The 19,135-nt window shown below is 65.1% G+C and carries 19 protein-coding genes; 6 read left to right on the forward strand and 13 right to left on the reverse strand.

Annotation, left to right across the window (positions count from 1 at the left end; all coding sequences use genetic code 11):
* Positions 1-6 precede the first annotated feature (6 nt).
* From recG to exbB, 5 genes are all read right to left on the reverse strand, one after another.
* Positions 7-2,085: an ATP-dependent DNA helicase RecG gene (recG, locus tag IX761_RS06115; protein WP_194788721.1), complete on the reverse strand. Its 2,079-nt coding sequence runs from the start codon at positions 2,083-2,085 to the stop codon at positions 7-9.
* 4 nt (positions 2,086-2,089) lie between these two features.
* Positions 2,090-3,016, reverse strand: a complete 927-nt coding sequence (locus IX761_RS06120) for a hydrogen peroxide-inducible genes activator (protein ID WP_194788722.1) — start codon at positions 3,014-3,016, stop codon at positions 2,090-2,092.
* 94 nt (positions 3,017-3,110) lie between these two features.
* Complete coding sequence (locus IX761_RS06125) at positions 3,111-3,845, reverse strand: energy transducer TonB (RefSeq protein ID WP_194788723.1); 735 nt, start codon at positions 3,843-3,845, stop codon at positions 3,111-3,113.
* Positions 3,842-4,270 carry a TonB system transport protein ExbD gene (exbD, locus tag IX761_RS06130; RefSeq protein ID WP_194788724.1) on the reverse strand — a complete coding sequence of 143 codons (429 nt, stop codon included), beginning with the start codon at positions 4,268-4,270 and terminating at the stop codon, positions 3,842-3,844. The genes IX761_RS06125 and exbD overlap by 4 nt, the downstream gene beginning before the upstream one ends.
* Positions 4,271-4,273: 3 nt before the next feature.
* Entirely contained in the window at positions 4,274-5,248 is a 975-nt protein-coding gene (gene exbB, locus IX761_RS06135; protein ID WP_194788725.1) for a tonB-system energizer ExbB, read from the reverse strand.
* Positions 5,249-5,440: 192 nt separating this feature from the next.
* Here exbB and IX761_RS06140 point away from each other — a divergent pair, with 192 nt between their 5' ends.
* Complete coding sequence (locus IX761_RS06140) at positions 5,441-6,298, forward strand: NAD-dependent epimerase/dehydratase family protein (protein ID WP_194788726.1); 858 nt, start codon at positions 5,441-5,443, stop codon at positions 6,296-6,298.
* Between the two features lie 154 nt (positions 6,299-6,452).
* Here the strand turns inward: IX761_RS06140 and IX761_RS06145 are convergent, their stop codons facing one another.
* The 5 genes from IX761_RS06145 to IX761_RS06165 form a co-directional block, all read right to left on the reverse strand.
* A complete protein-coding gene (locus tag IX761_RS06145; protein WP_194788727.1) occupies positions 6,453-7,178 on the reverse strand; it encodes a hypothetical protein in 726 nt (241 codons plus the stop codon).
* A gap of 57 nt (positions 7,179-7,235) precedes the next feature.
* Positions 7,236-7,616 carry a RidA family protein gene (locus IX761_RS06150; RefSeq protein ID WP_110991989.1) on the reverse strand — a complete coding sequence of 127 codons (381 nt, stop codon included), beginning with the start codon at positions 7,614-7,616 and terminating at the stop codon, positions 7,236-7,238.
* A 23-nt stretch (positions 7,617-7,639) separates the two neighbouring features.
* Positions 7,640-9,748: a bifunctional GTP diphosphokinase/guanosine-3',5'-bis pyrophosphate 3'-pyrophosphohydrolase gene (spoT, locus tag IX761_RS06155; RefSeq protein ID WP_194788728.1), complete on the reverse strand. Its 2,109-nt coding sequence runs from the start codon at positions 9,746-9,748 to the stop codon at positions 7,640-7,642.
* A 59-nt stretch (positions 9,749-9,807) separates the two neighbouring features.
* Positions 9,808-10,071 (reverse strand): DNA-directed RNA polymerase subunit omega, encoded by a 264-nt coding sequence (gene rpoZ, locus IX761_RS06160; protein ID WP_008091595.1) that lies wholly within the window; start codon positions 10,069-10,071, stop codon positions 9,808-9,810.
* A gap of 251 nt (positions 10,072-10,322) precedes the next feature.
* Positions 10,323-11,195 carry a LysR family transcriptional regulator gene (locus IX761_RS06165; RefSeq protein WP_194788729.1) on the reverse strand — a complete coding sequence of 291 codons (873 nt, stop codon included), beginning with the start codon at positions 11,193-11,195 and terminating at the stop codon, positions 10,323-10,325.
* A gap of 207 nt (positions 11,196-11,402) precedes the next feature.
* Here IX761_RS06165 and IX761_RS06170 point away from each other — a divergent pair, with 207 nt between their 5' ends.
* The 3 genes from IX761_RS06170 (at position 11,403) to IX761_RS06180 (ending at position 15,215) form a co-directional block, all read left to right on the forward strand.
* The gene (locus IX761_RS06170) at positions 11,403-12,785 is read left to right on the forward strand and encodes a glutamine synthetase family protein (RefSeq protein WP_194788730.1); all 1,383 of its coding nucleotides are present in this window, start codon (positions 11,403-11,405) and stop codon (positions 12,783-12,785) included.
* Between the two features lie 4 nt (positions 12,786-12,789).
* A complete protein-coding gene (locus IX761_RS06175; protein WP_194788731.1) occupies positions 12,790-13,563 on the forward strand; it encodes a gamma-glutamyl-gamma-aminobutyrate hydrolase family protein in 774 nt (257 codons plus the stop codon).
* 113 nt (positions 13,564-13,676) lie between these two features.
* On the forward strand, positions 13,677-15,215 hold the full coding sequence (locus IX761_RS06180) for an APC family permease (protein ID WP_194788732.1): 1,539 nt from the start codon (positions 13,677-13,679) through the stop codon (positions 15,213-15,215).
* A gap of 115 nt (positions 15,216-15,330) precedes the next feature.
* On the opposite strand, the gene gmk is transcribed toward IX761_RS06180, so the two are convergent.
* Both gmk and IX761_RS06190 read right to left on the reverse strand, forming a co-directional pair.
* The gene (gene gmk, locus IX761_RS06185; RefSeq protein WP_194788733.1) at positions 15,331-15,987 is read right to left on the reverse strand and encodes a guanylate kinase; all 657 of its coding nucleotides are present in this window, start codon (positions 15,985-15,987) and stop codon (positions 15,331-15,333) included.
* Positions 15,988-16,000: 13 nt separating this feature from the next.
* Positions 16,001-16,864 carry a YicC/YloC family endoribonuclease gene (locus IX761_RS06190; protein ID WP_194788734.1) on the reverse strand — a complete coding sequence of 288 codons (864 nt, stop codon included), beginning with the start codon at positions 16,862-16,864 and terminating at the stop codon, positions 16,001-16,003.
* 228 nt (positions 16,865-17,092) lie between these two features.
* Here IX761_RS06190 and rph point away from each other — a divergent pair, with 228 nt between their 5' ends.
* Both rph and IX761_RS06200 read left to right on the forward strand, forming a co-directional pair.
* A complete protein-coding gene (rph, locus tag IX761_RS06195) occupies positions 17,093-17,815 on the forward strand; it encodes a ribonuclease PH (protein WP_011536403.1) in 723 nt (240 codons plus the stop codon).
* 22 nt (positions 17,816-17,837) lie between these two features.
* Positions 17,838-18,206 (forward strand): DUF4870 domain-containing protein, encoded by a 369-nt coding sequence (locus IX761_RS06200; protein ID WP_194788735.1) that lies wholly within the window; start codon positions 17,838-17,840, stop codon positions 18,204-18,206.
* A 115-nt stretch (positions 18,207-18,321) separates the two neighbouring features.
* On the opposite strand, the gene IX761_RS06205 is transcribed toward IX761_RS06200, so the two are convergent.
* Positions 18,322-19,101 carry an exodeoxyribonuclease III gene (locus tag IX761_RS06205; RefSeq protein ID WP_194788736.1) on the reverse strand — a complete coding sequence of 260 codons (780 nt, stop codon included), beginning with the start codon at positions 19,099-19,101 and terminating at the stop codon, positions 18,322-18,324.
* Positions 19,102-19,135: the final 34 nt, after the last annotated feature.

Genomic DNA, 19,135 nt, shown 5'->3' on the forward strand with positions numbered 1-19,135 from the left:
CGAGCGTCACACTTGGCCATATTGCTGGCCGTGACGCAACCAGCGATCGAGCAGTGGGCTGACGTGATGCGGCCAGCGCGCCAGCAGCGCCTGCGCAGCATCGCGCACGGCCGGCAACAGGTCGGCGTCGCGCATCAGGTCGGCGACCTTGAACTGCAACAGGCCGGTCTGGCGGGTGCCGAGCATTTCACCGGGGCCGCGCAGCTCCAGGTCCTTTTCGGCGATGACGAAGCCGTCGTTGGTTTCGCGCATGATGCCCAGGCGCTCGCGGCCAATCTGCGACAGTGGTGGGTGGTACAGCAGCACGCAATGGCTCACCGCGCTGCCCCGGCCGACCCGGCCGCGCAACTGGTGCAACTGGGCCAGGCCCAGGCGCTCGGGGTTCTCGATGATCATCAGGCTGGCGTTGGGTACGTCCACGCCCACTTCGATCACGGTGGTGGCGACCAGCAACTGCAGGTTGCCGGCCTTGAACTCGGCCATGACCGCGGCTTTTTCCGCCGGTTTCATGCGCCCGTGGATCAGCCCCACGCGCAGCTCGCCCAAGGCGCTGCCGAGGTCCTCGAAGGTGCTTTCGGCGGCCTGGCAGGTCAGCTCTTCGGACTCTTCGATCAGGGTGCACACCCAGTAGGCCTGGCGGCCCTCGGCACAGGCGGCGCGGACCCGCTCGACCACTTCGAAGCGGCGGCTGTCGGCGACCAGCACGGTGTTCACCGGCGTGCGCCCAGGCGGTAGTTCGTCGAGGATCGAGGTGTCCAGGTCGGCGTAGGCGCTCATGGCCAGGGTGCGGGGGATGGGCGTGGCGGTCATGATCAGCTGGTGCGGGCACAGCTCGCCGTTGACGCCCTTCTTGCGCAGGGCCAGGCGTTGCTGCACACCAAAGCGGTGCTGTTCGTCGATGATCGCCAGGGCCAGGTGCTTGAAGCGCACCTCCTCCTGGAACAGCGCATGGGTGCCGACCACCATGGGGGCGCCACTGGCGATCTGTTCCAGGGCGCTGACGCGGGCCTTGCCCTTGAGCTTGCCGGCCAGCCAGGCGACTTCGATGCCCAGCGGCTCGAGCCAGCGCTTGAAGGTGATGAAATGCTGTTCGGCGAGGATCTCGGTGGGCGCCATCAGTGCGACCTGGTAGCCCGCTTCCAGTGCCTGCAAGGCGGCGAGCGCGGCAACCACGGTCTTGCCGGCGCCGACGTCACCTTGCACCAGGCGCATCATCGGCTCGGGTTGGCTGAGGTCGTAGGCGATCTCGTTGCCCACCCGTTGCTGGGCGCCAGTGGGGCTGAACCCGAGGTTGGCCAGGTACTGCGCCGGCAGGCGGCTGGCCTTGGGCAGCACCGGCGCGCGCAGGCTGCGCAGGCTTTCGCGCAGGCGCTGTTGGGACAGCTGATGAGTCAGCAGTTCTTCGAAGGCCAGGCGATGCTGGGCCCAGTGCTGGCCTTCGGCGAGCTCGTCGAGGTCGGCGTCGGCCGGCGGATTGTGCAGGTAACGGATGGCGTCGCTCAGCGGCGCCAGCTGATAGTCGCGGGCCAGTTCGTCGGGCAACCAGTCGGGCAGGCTGCGTGGCCCGAGTTGACCCAGGCTCTGTTGGCACAGCAGGCGCAGGCGCTGTTGCGTCAGGCCTTCGGTGGTCGGGTAGATCGGCGTGAGGGTCTGTTCCACCGGCGGCGCGGGTTCGTCGCCATTCAGGGCGCGGTACTCGGGGTGGTAGATCTCCAGCCCCGATGCACCGGGGCGTGCTTCGCCGTAGCAACGCAGGTGGGTGCCGCGCTTGAGGCCTTCTTTCTGCGCATTGCTGAAATGGTAGAAGCGCAGGCTCAGCACACCTGTGCCGTCACCCAGGCGCACCACCAAACTGCGGCGCTTGCCCATGGTCACGTCGGCGCCGCTGACCACGCCTTCGATCACCGCGTCCTGCCCCGGGCGCAGCTGGCCGATGGGTACCACGCGGGTGCGGTCCTGGTAGCGCAGGGGCAGGTGGAACAGCAGGTCCTGCAGGTTCTCCAGGCCGACCTTGGCGAGCTTTTCGGCCATGGCATCGCCAACACCTTTGAGCACGGTGACCGGGACGTTCGACAGCTCGGTCATGGGCTCAGGCCGATTGTTCCACGGGCGCCTTGGCCACCGAGCAGAGGCGGACCGAGTCGGCGAGGATCTCGATCGCCTTCGGCCGCGGGAAGCTGGCGCGCCAGGCGATGGCGACGGTGCGGAACGGTGCCGGTGCGGTCAGCGGGCGGACTTCGATGACGCCAGGCGCGTAGTGGTGGCTGTGCACCGCCGACAGCGGCAGGATCGACACGCCCAGGCCCGAGGCGACCATGTGGCGGATGGTTTCCAGCGAGCTGGACTCCACCGTGGTGTGCTTGGAGCCTTCGCCGCCCTTGTTCAATGTTGGGCAGGCCTCCAGCACCTGGTCGCGGAAGCAGTGCCCCTCGCCCAGCAACAACAGGCTCTTGTCGTTGAGCATGGCGGTGTCGATGGTCTGCTTGGCGGTCCAGGGGTGGTCGGCCGGCATGAGGGCACAGAACGGCTCGTCGTACAGCGGCATGGTCAGCACGTCGGCTTCATTGAACGGCAGGGCGATGATCACTGCGTCCAGTTCACCGTTGCGCAGCTTCTCGCGCAGCACGTGGGTGAAGTTCTCTTCGATGTACAGCGGCATCTGCGGCGCCACGCGGTGCAGCTGCGGGATCAGGTGCGGGAAGAGATAGGGGCCGACGGTGTAGATGGCACCGACCTTGAGCGGGGCGGTCAGCTGGTTCTTGCCAGCCTGGGCCAGTTCGCGGATACCTTGCGCCTGCTCCAGGACCTTCTGCGCCTGGGCGACGATGCTCTCGCCAACCGGCGTGAGGCGCACCGCGCTCTTGCTGCGTTCGAAGATCAGCACGCCGAGCTCGTCCTCGAGCTTCTTCACCCCGACCGACAGGGTGGGCTGGCTGACGTGGCAGCGCTCGGCGGCGTGGCCGAAGTGCTGCTCCTGGGCGAGGGTGACGATGTAGCGAAGTTCGGTGAGGGTCATAACGTGCGTCCATGAAGTTGCGGCCCCAGCATAGCGGCTGCAATCGATAGACGCACGTTATCAGACTTGCCGTTTTGTGACAGAAACAAAAACGTCAGCGTCGGTCCAGCGAATAGACGAACGGTGCGACGACTTCGATCGTGCCATTGTTCAGCAGTTCTGCCGGTGGCTTCGGTACGGTACCAGCGCGGCGGATCATCTCCAGCGTGGCCCGGTCCAGCGCCGCGCTGCCGGAACCACCGGCGAGCGAGAACGACACCACCTTGCCTTCGGCGTCGACCACGAAGCGCAGGCGGTTGATGCCCTGCAAGCCTCGACGGCGAGCGTCCTCGGGGTACTTCTTGTACTTCGCCAGGTGACGCAGCAGGTCGCTCTGCCAGCTTGGCAGGGCATTGCTGTTGGCGGCGATGCTCGGTGCCGGTGCTGCGGACTTCTGCGGTGGTGAATTGCTTGGCGGCGTGTCGGCGACATCATCCTTGGCCGGCGGCTCGTCCTTCGGCGGCTCAGGCTTCTTCTCAGGCTTGGGCGGCTGTGGCTTGGCCTTGGGCTTGGGCGGCTTGGGGATGGCGATCTTCGGCTTCGGTGCCTCCACCAGTTTCGGCAGCGGTGGCTCCTCGACCGGGGCTGGTGGCTTGGGCGCGGCCTTGGGCGGTGGTGGTGGCGCAGGCTCGGGCAGCGGCGCCAGCTCGACCATCATCGCTGCCGGCGGCAGTTCGATGGCCTGGGGCACCGACCAGTTGAGCGTCAGCACCACGGCGACCACGTGCACGCCCAGCACGATGGCCAGGCTGCTGCCGTAGCGCGCCATGTTAGAGCGCGTTTTCGTCATTTCTTGGCTGCCGTCTCGAGTCCGACCAGGCCGACTTTCAGGTAGCCGGCCGCGCGCATGGTGTTCATCACTTCCATCAGGTCGCCGTAGTCGACGCCCTTGTCAGCCTGGAAGAAGATGGTGGTGTCCTTGTCGCCCTTGGTCTTGGCATCGAGCATGGCGCCCAGCTGGTCCTGCTGGGCCACCAGGTCATCGCCCAGGTAGAGCTTCTTGTCGCTCTTGACGCTGACGAACACCGGCTTCTCCGGCCTTGGGGCCGGTTTGGCGGTCGAGGCGGGCAGGTCGACCTTGATGTCGACCGTGGCCAGGGGGGCTGCGACCATGAAGATGATCAGCAGCACCAGCATCACGTCGATGAAGGGCGTGACGTTGATTTCGTGGTTTTCGGCGAGGTCGTCGCCACCTTCGTTCAGATGCAGGCCCATGGCTTACCCCACTTTCACCATGTGCGGGGCGGCGCGCTCGCCACCCTGGTGGTCCAGGTCACGGCTGACCAGCAGCAGCACCTGCGCCGAAGCGTCGGAAACCTGCGCCTTGTAGCCAGCGATGGAGCGGGCGAAGACGTTGTAGATGACCACGGCCGGGATTGCCGCGACCAGGCCCAGGGCGGTGGCCAGCAGGGCTTCGGCGATGCCAGGGGCGACCACGGCGAGGTTGGTGGTCTGCGTCTTGGCGATGCCGATGAAGCTGTTCATGATGCCCCACACGGTACCGAACAGGCCGACGAACGGCGCGGTGGAACCGATGGTGGCCAGCACGCCGGTGCCGCTGCTCATGTTGCGGCCGCTGGCAGCCACCAGGCGCTCCAGGCGGAAGCTCACGCGTTCCTTGATGCCTTCTTTCTCGCGGGCGTTGGCCGACAGGCGCATCTCTTCGAGGGCGTCATGCACCAGGGTGTGGGCCAGGGTGCCTTCCTTGTTGGAAACGTCGCTGGCTTCTTTGAGGCTCACCGAGCGCTTCAGGGCGGCGATCTCGCCACGCAGGCGGCGCTTGGCACCCATCAGCTCGAAGCCTTTGGCGATCCAGATGGTCCAGGTGATGATCGAGGCCAGGGCCAGGCCGATCATCACGGCCTTCACCACCACGTCGGCGTTCTTGTACATGCCCCATGGCGACAGGTCGTGGGCCATGCCCAGCGAGGTGTCTTCGACCAGCGCCTGCGTATCTTCAGCTACCGGAGCCTGCGCGTCGGCTGGAGCGGCTGCATCGGCGGGTGCCGCTGCCGGCGCCTGGCCTTCGACGGCCGGTGCTGCGGGCGCGGCGACGGCGGCCGGGGTGGCGGCAGTGGCGGCGGGCTCTTCGGCCATGGCTGCCGGGGCCAGCACCAGGCTGAACATCAGCGCGGCGATGGCGCGCCAGGCGCGCGACGTGGTTGGCGAAGCGGAAGGTTGAGTACGTGTCATGCTGGCCGGACCTGATGAAGAGAAAAAGGTTGAGTTCTCCAAGGCCTCGAGGCAGGCCGAGAACAGACAAGGGCGCCATTATTGCAAGTAATTCTTGTTAACAAAAGCAATAGCCTTGCTTTTTTTGAACTTGGTATAGCCGTTGATCGCGTTATCGCTATAGCCTGCTCCTTTAGGAAAAGGAGATTAGGCATGTCAGACGTTTCTGCTTTGGTGGTGGGCTGTGGTGATGTTGGCGGTCGTTTGGCCCGTCAGCTGCTTGCCTCGGGGTGGAAGGTCAGCGGCCTGCGCCGCGCGGTACAGCACCTGCCCAAGGGCGTGCAGCCAGTTGCCGCCGACCTGGCCGATCGCCGCATGCCGAACGACTGGCCTGAGGGCGCGCTCGACTATGTGGTGTACTGCGTGGCTGCCAGCCAGCATGACGAAGCCGGTTACCAGGCCGCCTATATCAAGGGTTTGCGCCATGTGTTGGGGTGGCTGCAGAGCAGTGGTCAGCGGCCGCGCCGATTGGTGTTCGTCTCCAGCAGCAGCGTGTTCGCGCAGAAGGATGGCGAGTGGATCGACGAGGCTGCCAGCACCGAGCCTGAGGGCTATTCCGGCAAGGTGATGCTCGAGGCCGAGCGGCTGGCGCTGGAAAGTGGCATTCCCGCCACGGTGGTGCGGCTGACTGGCATTTACGGGCCGGGGCGCGAGTGGCTGCTCAGCCAGGTACGCCAAGGCTACCGCGTGGCCGAGGAGCCGCCGCTGTATGGCAACCGGATTCATGCCGAGGATGCTGCCAGCCTGCTGGCGCACCTGTTGCAGGCCGATGACCGTGGCGATGCGCTGGAGCAGTGCTATATCGGCGTCGACGACGACCCGGCGCCGTTGGCCGATGTGGTGGCCTGGCTGCGCGAGTACATGGGCGTTACCGAGTGGTCGGATGACCAGCGAGTGCGGCGCACCGGCAGCAAGCGTTGCAGCAATGCGCGGGCAAGGGCGTTGGGGTGGGCGCCGCAGTATCCGAGCTACAAAGAGGGGTATGCGGCGATTCTGCAAGGGGAACGCTGAGGCAGCAAGCGTTCGGTGTCCTTTGTAGGAGCGGCCTTGTGTCGCGAAAGGGCCGCAAAGCGGCCCCAGGATTTCAGCTTCGATGCATGTACCGCTGGGGCTGCTGCGCAGCCCTTTCGCGACACAAGGCCGCTCCTACAGGGACGGAGCNGCCTCAATCCTTCTCCAGCACCCACTGCCGGGCACCGGCAGCCAGTTGCGGCATCTCATCCGGCTGGGCGCGGTTTACCGCTCGGAAGATCTCCAGGGTGTCGCCTTCGCGCTTGAAGATCCACGGCGCACCGCGCTGGTTGCGCTCCAGCCACAGGCTGTCGTTGCCGTCGCCCATGGTCGCGCAGTCGCCTGCCAGGCATACGGCGAAGCGGTCGACGCCAGGCAGCCCGGTGATGTTGCCGATATCGCTGAAGCGCACCACGGCGCCCTTGCCCTGGCCTTCGACGATTTTCCAATCGCCGCCCAGGTAAGCCTTGTACAGCGCTTTCTCGAAGCTGCTACCCAGCGGGGCACCGGCGCCTTTCTCGGCTCGGGCGAAGGTCTGCTGGTGGCCGGAGGCGTCAATCGCCTGCAACTCATCGCCATCGAGCTTGAGCTGTTCGGTCTGCCCGCCTGCGAAACTGGCCTGCCAGTTGTTCTGGTTGGCGCTCAGGCGGCCATCGGCAGCTTCGAAGCCATTGCTGAAGCTGGCTTGCTGGTTCTTGACGTCGACTTTCCATTCGAACACCGGGCCGTGTTCGCTCAGGGCCTGGCGCAGGCTGGTGCCTTTGGCTGCGGCGTCGATGGCGGCCTGGTTGATCCAGGTGCCGTTGAAATCTTCGGGTTTGTGGCTGGCGCAGCCGCCCAGGAGCAGGGCTGCCAGCGCGAGAGGCAATGCGTGGCGCATGGGGGAAACCTTGAGGCAGGAGGGGTGGTGACGGGCGTGGCGCCCGTCACCGGGGCATCATTCGAGGACCAGGATGGCGTCCATTTCGACTTGGGCGCCCTTCGGCAGCGCGGCAACGCCGATGGCGGCACGGGCCGGGTAGGGCTGTTCGAAGTAGCGGCCCATGACCTCGTTGACCTTGGCGAAGTGGCTCAGGTCGGTGAGGAAGATGTTCAGCTTGACGATGTCCTTGAACGAACCGCCAGCGGCTTCGGCGACCGATTTCAGGTTCTCGAACACCTGGACGGTCTGGGCTTCGAAGCCTTCGACCAGTTCCATGGTTTTCGGGTCGAGCGGGATCTGGCCCGACATGTACACGGTGTTGCCGGCCTTGATCGCTTGCGAGTAGGTACCGATGGCGGCTGGGGCCTTGTCGCTGGTGATGACGGTCTTGCTCATGATGACTCCTTGCGGTTGGCGGACTACGCACGCATCCGGGTGATGCGGACCACGCCGGTCAAGGTGCGCAGCTTCTTGATCACACGGGCCAGGTGCACGCGGTCGTGCACGCTGACCACCAGTTGGACCACGCTGATACGGCCGTCGCGTTCGTCCATGCTGATTTTCTCGATGTTGCCGTCGGCGGCGTTCACGCTGCTGGCCAGCAGGGCGATCAGGCCGCGCTGGTGTTCCAGCTCGACGCGCAGTTCGACGTTGAACTCGCCCGTGACGTCCTTGGCCCAGGACAATTGCAGGCACTTCTCTGGGTTGTGGCGCACTTCACTGATGTTGCGGCAGTCCTCGAGGTGCACGACCATGCCCTTGCCCGCCGACAGGTGGCCGACGATCGGGTCGCCCGGGATTGGGGTGCAGCACTTGGCGTAGCTGAGCACCAGGCCTTCGGTGCCGCGGATCGCCAGCGGGCCTTCGGGGGCCGGCAGCTGCTCGCCTTCGGCGGCCAGCAGGCGGCGGGCGACCACGTAGGCCATGCGGTTGCCCAGGCCGATGTCTTCGAGCAGGTCTTCGACCAGTTCCAGGCGGTACTCGGCGAGGATGGGCTGGATGCGCTCCTGAGGGATCTTCTCCAGGCTGCTGTCGAAGCCAGTCAGCACCTTGTTCAGCAGGCGTTCGCCGAGGCTGATCGACTCGGAGCGGCGCTGTTGCTTGAGGGCGTGACGGATGTGCGTGCGCGCCTTGCCGGTGACCACGAAGTTGAGCCAGGCCGGGTTGGGGCGGGCGCCCGGGGCGCTGACGATCTCGACGGTCGAACCACTTTGCAGCGGTTCGGACAGTGGCGCCAGGCGACGGTTGATGCGGCAGGCGATGCAGCTGTTGCCGACGTCGGTGTGCACCGCGTAGGCGAAGTCGACGGCGGTGGAGCCTTTGGGAAGCTCCATGATCCGGCCTTTGGGGGTGAAGACGTAGACCTCGTCCGGGAACAGGTCGATCTTCACGCTCTCGATGAACTCCAGCGAGTTGCCGGCGCGCTGCTGCAGCTCGAGGATGCCCTTGACCCACTGGCGGGCGCGGGCGTGGCTGCCCTTGGGCTGCTCTTCCTCGTTGGATTTGTACAGCCAGTGCGCGGCGATGCCGTTGTTGGCCATCTCTTCCATCTCGCGGGTGCGGATCTGGATTTCGATGGGCACCCCGTGCATGCCGAACAGCGTGGTATGCAGCGACTGGTAGCCGTTGGCCTTGGGGATCGCGATGTAGTCCTTGAAACGCCCTGGCAGCGGCTTGTACAGGTTGTGCACGGCACCCAGCACGCGGTAGCAGGTGTCGACCTTGTCGACGATGATGCGGAAGGCGTACACGTCCATGATCTCGGTGAAGGCGCGGCGTTTGCCGCGCATCTTCTTGTAGATGCCATAGAGGTGTTTCTGCCGGCCACTGACCTCGCCCTCGATGCCATCGGCGGCCAGGCAGTTGGCCAACGACGTTTCGATCTTGGCGACGATTTCCTTGCGATTGCCACGGGCGGCCTTGACCGCGCGGTGGATCAGCGAGGAGCGCATCGGGTGCATGGCCTTGAAGCCGAGGTCCTCGAACTCGACGCGCACGGTGTGCATCCCCAGGCGGTTGGCGATGGGGGCGTAGATCTCGAGTGTTTCCTTGGCGATGCGCCGGCGTTTTTCGCCGGACAGCACTTCCAGGGTGCGCATGTTGTGCAGGCGGTCGGCCAGCTTGACCAGGATCACGCGGATATCGCGGGCCATGGCCATGGCCATCTTCTGGAAGTTTTCGGCTTGCGCCTCGGCCTTGGTCTCGAAGTTCATCTGGGTCAGCTTGCTGACCCCGTCGACCAGCTCGGCGACGGTCTCGCCGAACTGCTGGCTCAAGGCTTCCTTGGCGATGCCGGTGTCTTCGATCACGTCGTGCAGCATGGCCGCCATCAGGCTCTGATGGTCCATGTGCATGTCGGCGAGGATGCTGGCGACCGCCAGCGGGTGCGTCACGTAGGGCTCGCCGCTGCGGCGGCGCTGGCCATCGTGGGCTTGTTCGGCGTAGAAGTAGGCACGCCGAACCAGGTTGACCTGTTCGGGGCCCAGATACGTCGACAGCCGTTCGGCGAGGGCTTCTATACCCGGCATGGTTTCACCTCTTGCGAAAGAAGAGGGCCTTGCGCCGCACGGTGTCGACTGGGCATCAATCAGACGGCCTCGTTGTTCTCGTCCTCGAACGCGGCGAATACCGGATCTTCGGTGACGATCTCTTCGGCGGCGATGAACTCAGGGGTGACGATACCTTCGGCGATTTCACGCAGGGCGACGACGGTTGGCTTGTCGTTTTCCCATGCGACGCGCGGCTCTTTGCCGCCGGTGGCCAGCTGGCGGGCGCGCTTGGTCGAGAGCATGACCAGCTCGAAGCGGTTATCCACGTGTTCCAGGCAGTCTTCAACAGTTACGCGGGCCATGGTCTTCCTCAGTAGCAAATGCGGTGGGCGTGCAGCCCAGTATGGGCAGGCGGACTCGATAGTTTAAAAAATCACCAGCCAATAGGGAAGGGCTGTTTTGTCTGGCAACCCATCGCGGGGCACGCCCGCTCCCACGCACGTTCGTTGTCGAGCACCCCGTGGGAGCGGGCTTGCACCGCGAAAGTGCCGGAACAGACAGCGCCAAGCATGAGGCTGACAATAACGTCACCCGCCCCGCAAACACAACAGCCTCACAACATCGCGTCGCGCAGACGCGGGGTCAACTCTTCGAACAGCGTCTGCACCGAGCGCAATGCCCGGCAATCGGGGCGGGTCAGCAGCCACAGCTGGGTGTCGCAGCCGGGCAGCGGGCCGCTCAACGCGTCGACGCCCGGAAGCCCGTGGACCATGTAGTCAGGCAGCGCCGCCACGCCCAGGCCGGTGCTCACCAGTTGGGCGATGGTCGACATGCCGCTGCACTGGTAACGCGGGCTCAGCCCGGGATACTGCTGGTTGCGCCAGACCACGGTGGCGTGGTCCTGCATGGAGTCGTCCGGGGCGATCCACGCAACGCTGGTGGGCGACGCGTCGAGGCGCTCGCGCAGTTCCGGGCGGCCGCAGATCACGTAGCTGGTCGAGCCCAGGCAGCGGCCTACCAGGTGCTCCGGCGGAGTGTTGGTCAGGCGCAGGGCGATGTCGGCATCGCGTCGGCTGAGGTTGGCGAAGGTGTTGGAGGTGCCCATCTCCAGCGACAGCGCCGGGTAATTGGGCATGAACTCGGCCAGCGCCGGCAGCAGCAGGCTGTGCAGCACCGCCTCGGTGCAGGTCAGGCGCACCGTGCCGCTGACCACCTGTTCGCCGCTGGTCAGGGCGATGCGCGCGGCATCCAGCGCCTGCTCGGCGCGCTCGGCCTGCTCGGCCAGGGCCTGGGCGGTGTCAGTGGGCAGGTAGCCCTTGCGGCTCTTGACGAACAGCGCGGTGCCCAGCGCCGACTCCAGCCGGCGGATCGAGCGGAACACCGTGGATACGTCGACCTTGAGCAGTTCGGCAGCCTTTGCCAGGGAGCGGCCGCGTTCCAGGGCCAGGACCAGTGACAGGTCCGCATGGTTGATCTGATATTGCATTGGTGCACGCTCTGCTTGCCGAATTGCCAATGTCTAGTTGCGCTGGAGCCATTTTATAGTGAAACGGCCGCCAGGAATCAATGCAGCCTGTCGGCAGCCAGCCCCCCACGATGGGCCAGTGAAAAGAACAACAGTAATTCCATCGTCGCCTTTGCAGGCGTCAGCCGTATCCCCACATCGCCGCTCCGAATCAAAGGATGTACAGCCATGACGTCGGTCTCCCCGTGCGCCAGTTCTTCCCGCGAGATGAATGAATTCCTGGAAGCCCATCCGGACACCCAGTACGTCGACCTGCTGATCTCCGACATGAACGGCGTGGTGCGCGGCAAGCGCATCGAGCGCGCCAGCCTGCACAAGGTGTACGAGAAAGGCATCAACCTGCCGGCCTCGCTGTTCGCCCTCGACATCAACGGCTCCACCGTCGAAAGCACCGGCCTTGGCCTGGACATCGGCGATGCCGACCGCATCTGCTACCCGATCCCCGGCACGCTGTCCGACGAGCCGTGGCAGAAGCGCCCGACCGCCCAGTTGCTGATGACCATGCACGAGATGGACGGCGCGCCGTTCTTCGCCGACCCGCGCGAGGTGCTGCGCCAGGTGGTGAGCAAGTTCGACGACCTGGGCCTGGATATCTGCGCCGCGTTCGAGCTGGAGTTCTACCTGATCGACCAGGACAACCTCAACGGCCGCCCGCAGCCACCGCGCTCGCCGATCTCGGGCAAGCGCCCGCAGTCCACCCAGGTCTATCTCATCGACGACCTCGACGAATACGCCGACTGCCTGCAGGACATGCTCGAAGCGGCGAAGGAGCAGGGCCTGCCCGCCGACGCCATCGTCAAGGAAAGCGCCCCGGCGCAGTTCGAAGTGAACCTGCACCACGTCGCCGACCCGATGAAGGCCTGCGACTACGCGATCCTGCTCAAGCGCCTGATCAAGAACGTTGCCTACGACCATGAAATGGACACCACCTTCATGGCCAAGCCCTACCCGGGCCAGGCGGGCAACGGCCTGCACGTGCACATCTCGCTGATCGACAAGAGCACCGGCAAGAACATCTTTGCCAGCGACGACCCGCTCGAAAGCGACACCCTGCGCCACGCCATCGGCGGTGTGCTGGAGACCATGCCGGCGTCGATGGCCTTCCTCTGCCCGAACATCAACTCGTACCGCCGCTTCGGCGCGCAGTTCTACGTGCCCAATGCGCCGAGCTGGGGTGTGGACAACCGCACCGTGGCGGTCCGTGTGCCGAACGACAACCGCGATAACGTGCGTATCGAGCACCGCGTGGCCGGCGCCGACGCCAACCCCTACCTGATGCTCGCCGCGATTCTGTCCGGTATCCACCATGGCCTGACCAACAAGGTCGAGCCGGGCGCACCGATCGAAGGCAACTCCTACGAGCAGCTGGAGCAGAGCCTGCCGAACAACCTGCGCGACGCCCTGCGTGCGCTGGACGACAGCGAAGTGCTCAACCAATACATCAGCCCGGACTACATCGACATCTTCGTGGCCTGCAAAGAGAGCGAACTGGCCGAGTTCGAAGTGTCGATCTCCGACCTCGAGTACAACTGGTACCTGCACACGGTGTAAGCCCATGAGCGCAATTGCGGTCCCCTTGATCGGTGTCAGCGCCTGCCGCCAGCAGGTGGGGAAGAACTCGTCGCACACGGTGGGCGACAAGTATGTCGAGGCCGCGGGCTTTGCCGGGCTGCCGCTGATCCTGCCGGCGCGCGACGGCGGCAGTGATACGCAGGCCATGTTGGCGCAGCTCGACGGCATTGTGTTTACCGGTTCGCCTTCCAATGTCGAGCCGCATCATTACAATGGCGCGCCCAGCGTCGAAGGCACTCGCCACGACCTGGCGCGTGACCGCCTGACCTTGCCGTTGCTGCAGGCGGCCATTGCGGCCGGCGTGCCGGTGTTCTGCATCTGCCGTGGTTTCCAGGAGTTGAACGTGGCCCTTGGCGGCAGCCTGCACCAGCGTGTGCAGGAACTGCCCGGCTACCTGGACCATCGCGAACCTGAGGACGCACCCCTGGAGGTGCAATACGGCCCTCGTCACCCCGTCAGTGTCACACCGGGCGGAGTGTTCGAGCGCCTGGGCCTGGCGGCGCAGTTCGAGGTCAACTCGCTGCACAGCCAGGGTATCGACCGTCTGGCCAATGGCCTGCGCGTCGAGGCACGGGCCCCGGATGGCCTGATCGAAGCGGTGTCGATGCCTGACGCGCCGGGCTTCGTGCTCGGTGTGCAGTGGCACCCGGAATGGCGTTACGCCGAAAACCCGGTTTCGTTGCGCCTGTTCGAGGCGTTCCGCGAGGCCTGCATTGCCCATGCTGCACGGGAAGGTGTACGTCCGAGAACCCGCTGACGTTAGCCGAAGGTCCTGGATGACCGTGCCCCCATCGCAAGCTTTCAATGAGTGAAAGCGGGCCCTCTACGGCGGGCCTGTGAAAACAATTCCAATAGTTACGGCACAGACTCATGAACGATTACACAGCAGCCGGCCGCCCACCCGACGTGGCCGACTCGGGCAACACCCAGCGCAGCAAAGGCTTGGCCAAGGGCCGCCTGGGCCTTCTGGCCAGCGTGGTGCTGGGCATTTCCACCATCGCCCCGGTCTACACCCTGACCGGCGCGCTCGGCCCGACCGTGCGCGAAGTCGGTGCCCACCTGCCGGCGGTGTTCATCGTCGGTTTCCTGCCTATGTTGCTGGTGGCCCTGGGTTACCGCGAACTGAATTCCGCCGAACCGGACAGCGGCACCTCGTTCACCTGGTCGGCCCGGGCGTTCGGCCCGATGATCGGCTGGATCGGTGGCTGGGGGCTGGTGGTCGCCACCACCATCGTGCTGTCCAACCTGGCAGGCGTGGCGGTCGACTTCTTCTACCTGTTCCTTGCCCAGATCACCGGCAACCAGGAGCTGGCCGCACTGGCGGACAACCTGCTGATCAACATCACCACCTGTTGCGTGTTCATCGCCCTGGCCGTGTGGATCTGCTGCCGGGGCATGGCCACGACGATGACGGTGCAGTACGGCCTGGTGGCCTTGCAGCTGTTGGTGCTGATCGGCTTTGCCTTTGCCGCGTTCAGCGAGTCCACCGCGCCGCCACCGCTGGCCTTCGACCTGGCCTGGTTCAACCCGTTCGGCGTCGAGTCGTTCTCGGCGTTCGCCGCTGGCCTGTCGCTGTCGATCTTCATTTTCTGGGGGTGGGACGTGTGCCTGACCGTCAGCGAAGAGTCCATCGGCAGCGACGAGGTGCCCGGCAAGGCGGCCACCTGGACCGTGCTGCTGATCCTCATGCTCTACCTGCTCACGGCCATCGCCACCTTGCAGTTCGCTGGGATCAGCGATTCCGGGCTGGGCCTGGGCAACCCGCGCATCCAGGAGAACGTGTTCGCCCACCTGGCCGGCCCGGTCATGGGGCCGCTGGCGATCCTGATGTCCATCGCGGTGCTGGCCAGCACCGCGGCGTCGCTGCAATCTACCTTCGTTTCGCCGGCGCGCACGCTGCTCGCCATGGGCTACTACGGCGCCGTGCCGCAGCGTTTCGCCACGGTGTGCCCGCGCTCGCAGACCCCGCGTTACGCCACCATCTGTGCGGGTGTGGCCGCCGGCCTGTTCTACGTGACCATGCGCACGCTGAGCGAGAACGTGCTGGCCGACACCATCACCGCCCTGGGCATGATGATCTGCTTCTACTACTCGCTGACCGCGTTCGCCTGCGTGTGGTACTTCCGCCGCAGCCTGTTCACCAGCCTGCGTCACTTCTTCATGCGCGGCCTGTGCCCGTTGCTGGGTGGGGTGATTTTGTCGGTGATCTTCGCGCGCACCGCCATCGACAGCGCATCGCCGGACTTCGGCAGCGGCTCGCATGTGGGTGGGCTGGGGCTGGTGTTCGTGATCGCGGCGATCATTTCGGTGCTGGGCATCGTGCTGATGCTGCTCTCGCGGCTGCGGGCGCCGGCGTATTTCCTGGGGGCTACCCTGCGTCAGCAGGCCACTATCCAGTTGCAGGAATAAAGCGGGGGCGCTATGCGCCCCTTTCGCGACACAAGGCCGCTCCTACAGAGGATCGCAAACCCCTGTAGGAGCGGCCTTGTGTCGCGAATGGGCCTCGCAGAGGCCCCGGCTGTCTTCAGCCGACCAGTTGCTGCAGCAGCGCACCGTGCACTTGCTGCTGGTTGGCCAGTTTCAACCGTTCGGCATGCGCCACGGCATCTTCACCGTCTTCGCGGTTCGAGCGGAACACCGCCTTTAGGTCTTCGAGCGCTTCATCGAACTGGTCGTTGATGATGAGGTACTCATACTCGTTGTAATGAGTCATTTCGCTGACCGCTTCCTTCATGCGCCCGGCGATGATCTCTTCGCTGTCCTGGCCGCGCCCGTCCAGGCGCTGGCGCAGGGCTTGCTGGCTCGGCGGCAGGATGAAGATCGAGCGTGCCTCAGGCATCAGTTCGCGCACCTGCTGCGCCCCTTGCCAGTCGATTTCCAGGATCAGGTCGTAACCCTGGTCGAGGGTTTCCTGCAATGCGCTGCGCGAGGTGCCGTAGAAGTTGCCGAACACCTCGGCATGTTCCAGGAAATCACCCTTGGCGATCAGCGCCTTGAACTCCTCGTGAACCACGAAGTGGTAGTTCACCCCGTGTTCTTCACCCGGGCGCATGGCGCGGGTGGTGTGCGAAACCGACACGCGTACACGCGGGTCTTGCTTGATCAGCGCCGTGACCAGGCTGGTCTTGCCGGCGCCGGACGGGGCGGAAACGATATAGAGGGTGCCGCTGCTGTGGTTCATGGTGGGGGTGGCCTTACTCGATGTTCTGTACTTGTTCACGCATCTGTTCGATCAGCACCTTCAGGTTGACCGCCGCTTGCGTGCTGCGCGGGTCGAAGGCCTTGGAACCGAGGGTGTTGGCTTCGCGGTTGAGTTCCTGCATCAGGAAGTCCAGGCGCCGCCCGGCGGCACCGCCGGACTTGAGCACCCGGCGCACTTCGTTGACGTGGGTGCTGAGGCGGTCGAGTTCCTCGGCGACGTCGCTCTTCTGCGCCAGCAGCACCATCTCCTGCTCCAGGCGTTGCGGGTCGAGCTCGGCCTTCATGTCGGCGAAGCGGTCGAGGACCTTCTGCCGCTGCACGGCCAGCATCTGTGGTACCAGGGTGCGCAGGGTGGCTACTTCGGCGGCCATGCTGTCCAGGCGCTCGTTGATCAGCCGGGCAAGCTCGGCACCTTCACGCAGGCGACCGGCCTTGAGCTCGGCCAGGGCCTCGTCGAACAAGGCGATGGCTTCGGCGTTGAGCGCTTGCGGGTCGCTTGCGTCGGCCACCAGCACACCTGGCCAGGCCAGCACTTCCAGGGGGTTGAGCGGTGCCGGCTGCTTGATCAGGCTGGCCACGGTCTCGGCGGCGGCGACCAGCTGCGCGGCGCGCTCGCGGTCGACCTGCAGCGGTTTGCCGGTGCTGTCTTCGTTCAGGCGCAGGGTGCATTCGACCTTGCCACGCGACAAGCCCTGGCGCAGGCCTTCACGCACGGCGCCTTCGAGGTCGCGCAGGGCCTCGGGCAGGCGCAGGTGCGGCTCGAGGTAGCGATGGTTGACCGAACGCAGCTCCCAGACCAGGGTGCCTTGGCTGCCGGCGCGTTCGGCGCGGGCAAAGGCGGTCATGCTGTGCACCATGGGGAGTACCTCGCGTAATCGGGTGGGCGGGAAGAGCCTTTCGGCTGCAAGGCGCAGGATTGTAGCGCAGTGCGGCCTGGGCGCCCAATCCAGCCATGCTACAGGTGCGCCGCCAGCGAGGGCGGAAAACACGACAGGCTGCGCCGGGCGCGACGATAGGCATGTCCTCGCCGGGCGACGGGCTCTATAATGCTCGGCAGATTCAAAGTCCCAGTACAGGTATCCCAGATGAAACGTCCAAGTGGTCGCGCCGCCGATCAGCTCCGCTCGATCCGCATTACCCGCAACTACACCAAACACGCCGAGGGGTCGGTACTGGTCGAGTTCGGTGACACCAAGGTCATCTGCACGGTCAGCGTCGAGAATGGTGTTCCCCGCTTCCTCAAAGGCCAGGGCCAAGGCTGGTTGACCGCCGAGTACGGCATGCTGCCGCGCTCCACTGGCGAGCGTAACCAGCGCGAGGCCAGCCGCGGCAAGCAGGGTGGCCGCACCCTGGAGATCCAGCGCCTGATCGGCCGTTCGCTGCGCGCTGCGCTGGACATGAGCAAGCTCGGCGACATCACCCTGTACGTCGACTGCGATGTGATCCAGGCCGACGGCGGCACCCGCACCGCCTCGATCACTGGTGCCATGGTCGCCCTGTGTGACGCCCTGGCCGTGATCAAGAAGCGTGGCGGCCTCAAGGGCGGCAACCCGCTCAAGCACATGATCGCCGCGGTGTCGGTGGGCATGTACCAGGGCGAGGCCGTGCTCGACCTCGACTACCTGGAAGACTCCGCCGCCGAAACCGACCTCAACGTGGTCATGACCAGCGCCGGTGGTTTCATCGAGGTGCAAGGCACTGCCGAAGGCGCGCCGTTCCAGCCGGAAGACTTCAACGCGATGCTGGCGCTGGCGCAGAAGGGTATGGGCGAGATCTTCGAGCTGCAACAGGCCGCGCTCGCTGACTGACTGCACTGACAAGGAGGTGGCGATGAACGATCCGGACCTGCCGATCACCCCGCCCAGCGCCGATGTGCGGCAATGGGCGATGTTCTGCCACCTCGCGGCGTTGCTCGGCCTGGTGGTGCCATTGGGGCACCTGTTCGGGCCGCTGCTGCTGTGGCACCTCAAGCGCGAGCAGGATCCGTTCATCGATGCCCAGGGCAAGGAGGCGCTGAACTTTCAGATCAGCGTCACCGTGGCGGGTTTCGTGTGTTTCCTGCTGATGTTCGTGTTCATCGGGATCGTGCTGTTCGCCGTGTTGATGGTGGCGGTGCTGATCCTGATCGTGCTGGCGGCGGTGAGGGTCAATGAGGGGCAGGCGTATCGCTACCCTTTGATCTGGCGACCGATCAGATAAAGCTGGGGCCGCTTCGCGCCCCTTTCGCGACACAAGGCCGCTCCTACAGGCGATCGCATAATCCTGTAGGAGCGGCCTGGTGCCGCGAAAGGGGCGCGAAGCGGCCCCAGTGCTTTTAGATGGTCAGCGTCCAGTCATAGTCCACGATCAGCGGCGCATGCCGGGAGAAGCGTGGCTGACGCGGCAGGCGGGCATTGCGCACGAAGCGGCGCAGGCCTGGCGTAAGGATCTGGTAGTCGAAGCGATAGCCCAGGTTGAGCATCTCGGCCTGCTCGTTATCCGGCCACCAGCTGTACTGGTCGCCTTCACGGCTGACTTCACGCAGCGCGTCCACATAGCCCATCTCGCCGGTGATCGCATCCATCCAGGCACGCTCTGGCGGCAGGAAGCCGACCGACTGCTGGCTGTCGCGCCAGTTCTTGATGTCGAGCTTCTGCTGCGCCACGTAGAACGAGCCGCAATAGATGTACTCGCGGCGCTTGCGACGCTGCTTGTCCAGGTACTTGGCGAAGTCGTCCATCAACTTGAACTTCTGGTTCAAGTCTTCATCGCCGTTCATGCCCGAAGGCAGGAGCAGCGTGGCAATACTTACCTTGTCGAAATCTGCTTGCAGGTAGCGCCCGTAACGGTCGGCTGTCTCGAAGCCCAGGCCGGTGATGACTGCCTTGGGCTGCATGCGCGAGTACAGTGCCACGCCACCTTGGGTGGGCACCTCCGCGTCGCAGGCGTAAAGGAAATAGCCATCGAGCTGGAAAGCTGGGTCGTCGAGTTCAAAGGCCGAGGCGCGGGTATCCTGAAGGCAGATGACGTCGGCATTCTGGGCTTGCAGCCAGCTGAGCAATCCACGCTCGGCAGCAGCCTGAATGCCATTCACGTTCACACTGATGATCCGCATAAATGGCCCCAAAAATCTCGTGCGTGTATGATAC

This window comes from Pseudomonas sp. UFMG81, from assembly GCF_015354575.1.
Classification (GTDB): Bacteria; Pseudomonadota; Gammaproteobacteria; order Pseudomonadales; family Pseudomonadaceae; genus Aquipseudomonas.

What these genes read in the sequence shown, in the direction of transcription:
- recG (WP_194788721.1), bottom strand. Translation starts at nt 2,085, where the DNA reads ATGACCGAGCTGTCGAACGTCCCGGTCACCGTGCTCAAAGGTGTTGGC.
- IX761_RS06120 (WP_194788722.1), bottom strand. Translation starts at nt 3,016, where the DNA reads ATGACCCTCACCGAACTTCGCTACATCGTCACCCTCGCCCAGGAGCAG.
- IX761_RS06125 (WP_194788723.1), bottom strand. Translation starts at nt 3,845, where the DNA reads ATGACGAAAACGCGCTCTAACATGGCGCGCTACGGCAGCAGCCTGGCC.
- exbD (WP_194788724.1), bottom strand. Translation starts at nt 4,270, where the DNA reads ATGGGCCTGCATCTGAACGAAGGTGGCGACGACCTCGCCGAAAACCAC.
- exbB (WP_194788725.1), bottom strand. Translation starts at nt 5,248, where the DNA reads ATGACACGTACTCAACCTTCCGCTTCGCCAACCACGTCGCGCGCCTGG.
- IX761_RS06140 (WP_194788726.1), top strand. Translation starts at nt 5,441, where the DNA reads ATGTCAGACGTTTCTGCTTTGGTGGTGGGCTGTGGTGATGTTGGCGGT.
- IX761_RS06145 (WP_194788727.1), bottom strand. Translation starts at nt 7,178, where the DNA reads ATGCGCCACGCATTGCCTCTCGCGCTGGCAGCCCTGCTCCTGGGCGGC.
- IX761_RS06150 (WP_110991989.1), bottom strand. Translation starts at nt 7,616, where the DNA reads ATGAGCAAGACCGTCATCACCAGCGACAAGGCCCCAGCCGCCATCGGT.
- spoT (WP_194788728.1), bottom strand. Translation starts at nt 9,748, where the DNA reads ATGCCGGGTATAGAAGCCCTCGCCGAACGGCTGTCGACGTATCTGGGC.
- rpoZ (WP_008091595.1), bottom strand. Translation starts at nt 10,071, where the DNA reads ATGGCCCGCGTAACTGTTGAAGACTGCCTGGAACACGTGGATAACCGC.
- IX761_RS06165 (WP_194788729.1), bottom strand. Translation starts at nt 11,195, where the DNA reads ATGCAATATCAGATCAACCATGCGGACCTGTCACTGGTCCTGGCCCTG.
- IX761_RS06170 (WP_194788730.1), top strand. Translation starts at nt 11,403, where the DNA reads ATGACGTCGGTCTCCCCGTGCGCCAGTTCTTCCCGCGAGATGAATGAA.
- IX761_RS06175 (WP_194788731.1), top strand. Translation starts at nt 12,790, where the DNA reads ATGAGCGCAATTGCGGTCCCCTTGATCGGTGTCAGCGCCTGCCGCCAG.
- IX761_RS06180 (WP_194788732.1), top strand. Translation starts at nt 13,677, where the DNA reads ATGAACGATTACACAGCAGCCGGCCGCCCACCCGACGTGGCCGACTCG.
- gmk (WP_194788733.1), bottom strand. Translation starts at nt 15,987, where the DNA reads ATGAACCACAGCAGCGGCACCCTCTATATCGTTTCCGCCCCGTCCGGC.
- IX761_RS06190 (WP_194788734.1), bottom strand. Translation starts at nt 16,864, where the DNA reads ATGGTGCACAGCATGACCGCCTTTGCCCGCGCCGAACGCGCCGGCAGC.
- rph (WP_011536403.1), top strand. Translation starts at nt 17,093, where the DNA reads ATGAAACGTCCAAGTGGTCGCGCCGCCGATCAGCTCCGCTCGATCCGC.
- IX761_RS06200 (WP_194788735.1), top strand. Translation starts at nt 17,838, where the DNA reads ATGAACGATCCGGACCTGCCGATCACCCCGCCCAGCGCCGATGTGCGG.
- IX761_RS06205 (WP_194788736.1), bottom strand. Translation starts at nt 19,101, where the DNA reads ATGCGGATCATCAGTGTGAACGTGAATGGCATTCAGGCTGCTGCCGAG.